Annotated in this window: 7 protein-coding genes; all 7 read right to left on the bottom strand. The window is 40.1% G+C overall.

Going from position 1 to position 4,544, the window contains the following annotated elements:
- Window positions 1–44: 44 nt before the first annotated feature.
- The gene (locus AC1DWN_RS28595; RefSeq protein WP_477562273.1) at window positions 45–476 is read right to left on the bottom strand and encodes a hypothetical protein; all 432 of its coding nucleotides are present in this window, start codon (window positions 474–476) and stop codon (window positions 45–47) included.
- Window positions 477–582: 106 nt separating this feature from the next.
- The gene (locus AC1DWN_RS28600; protein ID WP_477562274.1) at window positions 583–1,068 is read right to left on the bottom strand and encodes an imm68 putative immunity domain-containing protein; all 486 of its coding nucleotides are present in this window, start codon (window positions 1,066–1,068) and stop codon (window positions 583–585) included.
- Between the two features lie 193 nt (window positions 1,069–1,261).
- A complete protein-coding gene (locus AC1DWN_RS28605) occupies window positions 1,262–1,510 on the bottom strand; it encodes a hypothetical protein (protein ID WP_477562275.1) in 249 nt (82 codons plus the stop codon).
- A gap of 119 nt (window positions 1,511–1,629) precedes the next feature.
- A complete protein-coding gene (locus tag AC1DWN_RS28610; RefSeq protein ID WP_477562276.1) occupies window positions 1,630–2,208 on the bottom strand; it encodes a hypothetical protein in 579 nt (192 codons plus the stop codon).
- A 110-nt stretch (window positions 2,209–2,318) separates the two neighbouring features.
- On the bottom strand, window positions 2,319–3,068 hold the full coding sequence (locus tag AC1DWN_RS28615; RefSeq protein WP_477562277.1) for an Imm51 family immunity protein: 750 nt from the start codon (window positions 3,066–3,068) through the stop codon (window positions 2,319–2,321).
- Window positions 3,069–3,179: 111 nt separating this feature from the next.
- Window positions 3,180–4,259, bottom strand: coding sequence for an ankyrin repeat domain-containing protein (locus AC1DWN_RS28620; RefSeq protein WP_477562278.1), 1,080 nt, complete (start codon window positions 4,257–4,259; stop codon window positions 3,180–3,182).
- Between the two features lie 75 nt (window positions 4,260–4,334).
- Window positions 4,335–4,544 (bottom strand): hypothetical protein (locus AC1DWN_RS28625; protein WP_477562279.1); only part of this gene is annotated, 210 nt, incomplete at its 5' end.

Genomic DNA, 4,544 nt, shown 5'->3' on the forward strand with positions numbered 1-4,544 from the left:
ATATCAAGTTCTCTGTTAGTTCAATGATCATTTTAAATATATACTTACAGGTCAAATATAGGCGGAATAATTCGATCAAAGTCTCTATGTACTAGTGCAAATTTATCTTCTGAATCCCACAACGGTTTAGAAAATGAAATAACCTCGTTCTCTCCTCGAGGGGTAAACTCGACGGAAACCTCCACTTTAATGTCATGAATGATCAAATCAGAATTTTTGTCGAAATAACTATCTTTTGCTAACTCGTGATCTTCATCTACGTCATAATAAAGGGATGAAGTAGTTCCTCTGATATGAAGTAAATTAAATGGATCGATATTCCAAATAAATTTTTCAACCATATTTTCACATGGGTGGGCAAAGTATAACCAGCCCTCACCACTTGGCAGGAAAACAACCAAAATGTCTTCCATGGCACCTGGCGCATATAAATCATCAACTGACCACAATCCAGTTATTCTTTTTTCTAGAGTCATTTTAACCCCTCACTTATCGGTACACTATTCATAATTTCCCGTTAAAATACATTCCTTGAATAAGACTAGCAGTTGTCTAATGAGTTATCGTTCACTGTTAGCAAAATTACAGCTCATCTGCGATTATTTTCGCCTTTTCTGCAAGGTCCCTCATATCATCGGTCGGAACAAGTTTGGCTAAATCGTAGGACAGCGGATTGCGGGAAAACTTGTCCAATTCATCCCGAAGCAGGTTTCTTTTTTCTTCGGAGGCGTCAATATAAAGTTTGCACGGCTGCCTAGACTCATCCAAATCATGCAAATCGACATAACCTGATTTAAGACACTCCAACACAATGGCTGAAAGATCGATTAGAGCACTGCAGGCAATATCAAGCTCTACCCGAAACGAGCCGTTAGCACTTTTCCTATCAAATCCAATATTTCCACCGTATTTCAAGTCTCCTTCAGAAAGTAGAACATCGAAACCCAAGTCCGTTAAAATCTGATTGAGCGTCACATCCGTTAAGTCCAATTGTTCCAAATAGTCTATTAATGCCAGCGAATCATCGGAACCGCCAATTAAATCTCCCCACCATTTGCTTATGTACATGTTCTTCCCCACTTTCTTTTAGGATTGTAATTTGTACCTCTGTTAATAGAATGGACACATAGAATCGAGAAAATTAAGGTACAGAACGGTACGTGCGTTCACGCTAGTTAGGCATCATATATCCAATGCTTGAATGAATAACTATCCCTCGATGAATCTATCCTATTATCGAAGTACAGATACATAATAAATATCAATTTTTCTTTTTCCATAAAGGATTATCAGTTACTACAAACTTATTAAATAATGAATCGAATTTCTCACCTTCTAGATACGAAACATGAACATATGGCTTGGAATCCATTGATTCATATAATGTTTCCACTGGTTTTGAAATTCCGCGCATGGATAACATTGAAAAAACTTTATTTTTAACAGACTCAATTTCAGGTAAATCCTTTCTCGGCAGAGCCGAAAGGACCATCCAGTTTGCTCCATACATGACTGGCCAAATCCAGAATGCTATCCACCTCGTCATATGTTTGTGTAGAAAATGTTGGTACTTACGTAAAGTTCAATTTTGAGAATTTGGTATGTAATGCTTATTTTATCTGATGAACATTACCCTTTAATTGTACTTTCAACTATTCTAATGTTTTTAAATTTCATAGCTTCAAGTTTTTCTTTTGTTTGCTGTGTACACATCAACCAGTTGTTCTCATAGTCTATTTCCGCTCTTATTGCTGTAAAGAAATCGGTATTAACAGGTTGAGGGTTATTAACATCAACATACGTGTCAGAATAAATATAAACAATGTCAACTTCTTTTTCTGGTAACCATTTTGCTCGCTTAATACGGGGTTTGCCGTTATTTAATGTATGTWCTAACGGATTCCCTTTCCATTGTATCTCATTCACTTTAAGTCCTGAAAAAGTTTKAACCAGTTGCTCCGCAATGGAGCGGTGCGTGAACATTCCTTCTTGTAGAGATGCGTTCACACCATRTGTTTCTATGAAATCTCCAACTTTTGAACCTATGACACCATATAAGCTTTCRTTAGACCACATAGCTTCAATTGRTTCATTTTCTTTAGGTTTGGATGGCATATCCTTACCTTTCCATGTTGTCGMAATATTAACATACCCATAATCATCATCTATAAATGACTTCGCATTAATAACCCAACCAGTGACCGACATTTTTCCACCTCATATCATCATGATCAATTTCGTATTATATAAATGCATTAAGAGTTACAAATTCCAGTCGATAAAGAAAGCTTTGTATCAATCTATAGACCTACGGGAAATCAATCCAATTCAGCGCGGGAGAATAAATCCCTAAATACGACATCGTCCTCGCAAGCATCCTTAAATTCAATCGCAAATTTTTGCAAAGCCTCTCTATTGTCGGAATAAGCGCAGAACATAGAGGCTTCCGGGTCAAAATGCACGACATCCGCTAGATGAGGCATTCTTTCCTCAAGAAAAACAGCAGCCACAGAACCCCAATCGTAACCGCCGCCTTCAAAACCCTCGTCTGCCCTTGTTTGAAAAACTTCATCTTTATAAGTACCGACATCCAAAATCATAGATATATTTCCGCTATCATGCTCTACTAACCGAAAAGGTTTCATCCTCTCTGCAAAATTCCGTTCGCTCGCTGTCTGAACGGTCTTCGACTTCTTTTGATTACGTTTCTTTTGCTTTCCGATACTATTAAGGCTCCAATCTAAAAACATCAATGCACTTTTATCCTCGGGGTCAAGTTTATTCGCGATTTCAAACTCTCTTACTGCTTCCTCATACTGCGACAGGTAATAATAGGAATAACCCAAACGGAAATGCCAAAGAGGGTCGTTCTCACCTTGCTTATCAATCGTCAAAAGCTGCTGCACCGCTTCTTCGTAACGTTCCAGATTGTTCATCGCTCTTGCCAAATGACCGACTGCATCATAATCTCTTTCTCGTTCAGATATTTCCAAAATTACGGCTATAATTTTTTCATATTCTTTATCTCGATGCCAAAGGTTTAGCTGCTCCAAAAGGGCTTTTTCCATTATTCTACCTCTTCTCGTTATGGGTGTGAGGCTGCTGACTATTAATTACCATGAATGCGAAAAGACCGCTGCTGTCCTCCTCTACGGGCGTAATAGATAGCGGTTCTTCATTTACAATTCACCTTCCATATACTTGATAAGGTACATTTCAGGCTGCGCCAGAAACTCCGCAAAGCTGCAAAAGTCCGCATACTCCTTATGTTCCACGTCATAACAGCCTATTTGACCTTTTTTCTTCGGATTCCACACTAGATACAGATGGGAGTAATTATCGATATCGGCTGACAGACGCAGCAGCTTTTGCCGGCCGACCTTCATCTCAATCGTATCGGTCAATGTGAAGAAATCGATATACGCGATTTCGTATTCATTCGGCGCGAACTCAAGGCGAAGCTTGTCTCCGGTAAGAAAGCCGGCCAGTTCATCGGACAATTTATATTTTTGTAGCTCGTACTTTTTATTCGCCACATCATGAAACTCGGTAGGTTCCAAAGATTTCAAATAGTCAGCCAGCTCCGTATGCTTATTGCCGACCGCTATCGTATACGGCCGTTCGCCGTCTTTTTCCGCTAAGGTAACGTCAGCGCCGCGTTCAACCAAGTATTTTACCATAGCCAGATTGCCCATACGCACTGCAACCGTTAACGGGGTCGCTTGATAAGGATAGACCATATCAGGCTCGTTATAATTAATGTCCACCCCATGATCGAGTAAATACGCGACTGTCTTACGGTCATGGTCCGACACGGCTGTGCGCAAAACAGCACCGGCATGCTGCTTCATATCCAACCCAAGCTCGTGGATGAGCGGGATATTCTTTTTGTTGCCATAGTAGGCTTGAGAATACGCGCCTGATTTGACTTGATTGAGCTTGTCCAGCTTGGCGCCTTGCGCTGCAACGTAGCGAACGACGTCTTCCTTGCAATAGCGTACTGCCAGCAAAAAAGCCGGATTATTTTTGACATTCAGATTGACGCCATGTTCTACCAGCAGCTTTACAACATCCAGTCTCTCCGATACAAGCGCCAGATCCAATGGGCTTAACGTCGTGTATTTGCTAAGTACGATGCCCTCTTCAATATCCCAGCCTGCCGCAATTGCAGTCTCCAGAACCGGCATATTTCCTTCGTATATTTGCATCGCAATTTCCGGCAACTCTGCGAACTTCCCTATATCTTTCAGAGTGATCATCCATTACCCTCTCCTGCCTCAAGTAATATGAAATTCCAAATTGATATGCAGTATAGTCATCCTTACCGAAAAGCATTAAGCCATCTTACTTAGTTCAGCTACATATTGCTTCCTGTCGAACACAATAGGTTTTATTTTATCATATTTCCAATACCCACCTGCCGAATCAACACTTCTATGAGGTTGTTCAAATTCACTCCAGATGACTTTATCATCCTCAATAGTTATCCTTACATTAAAATCCCAACAACCTGGACTTCCACAAACACATTCTAATATAGAGAC

The sequence above is a fragment of the Paenibacillus sp. P4_A7 genome, assembly GCF_056402455.1.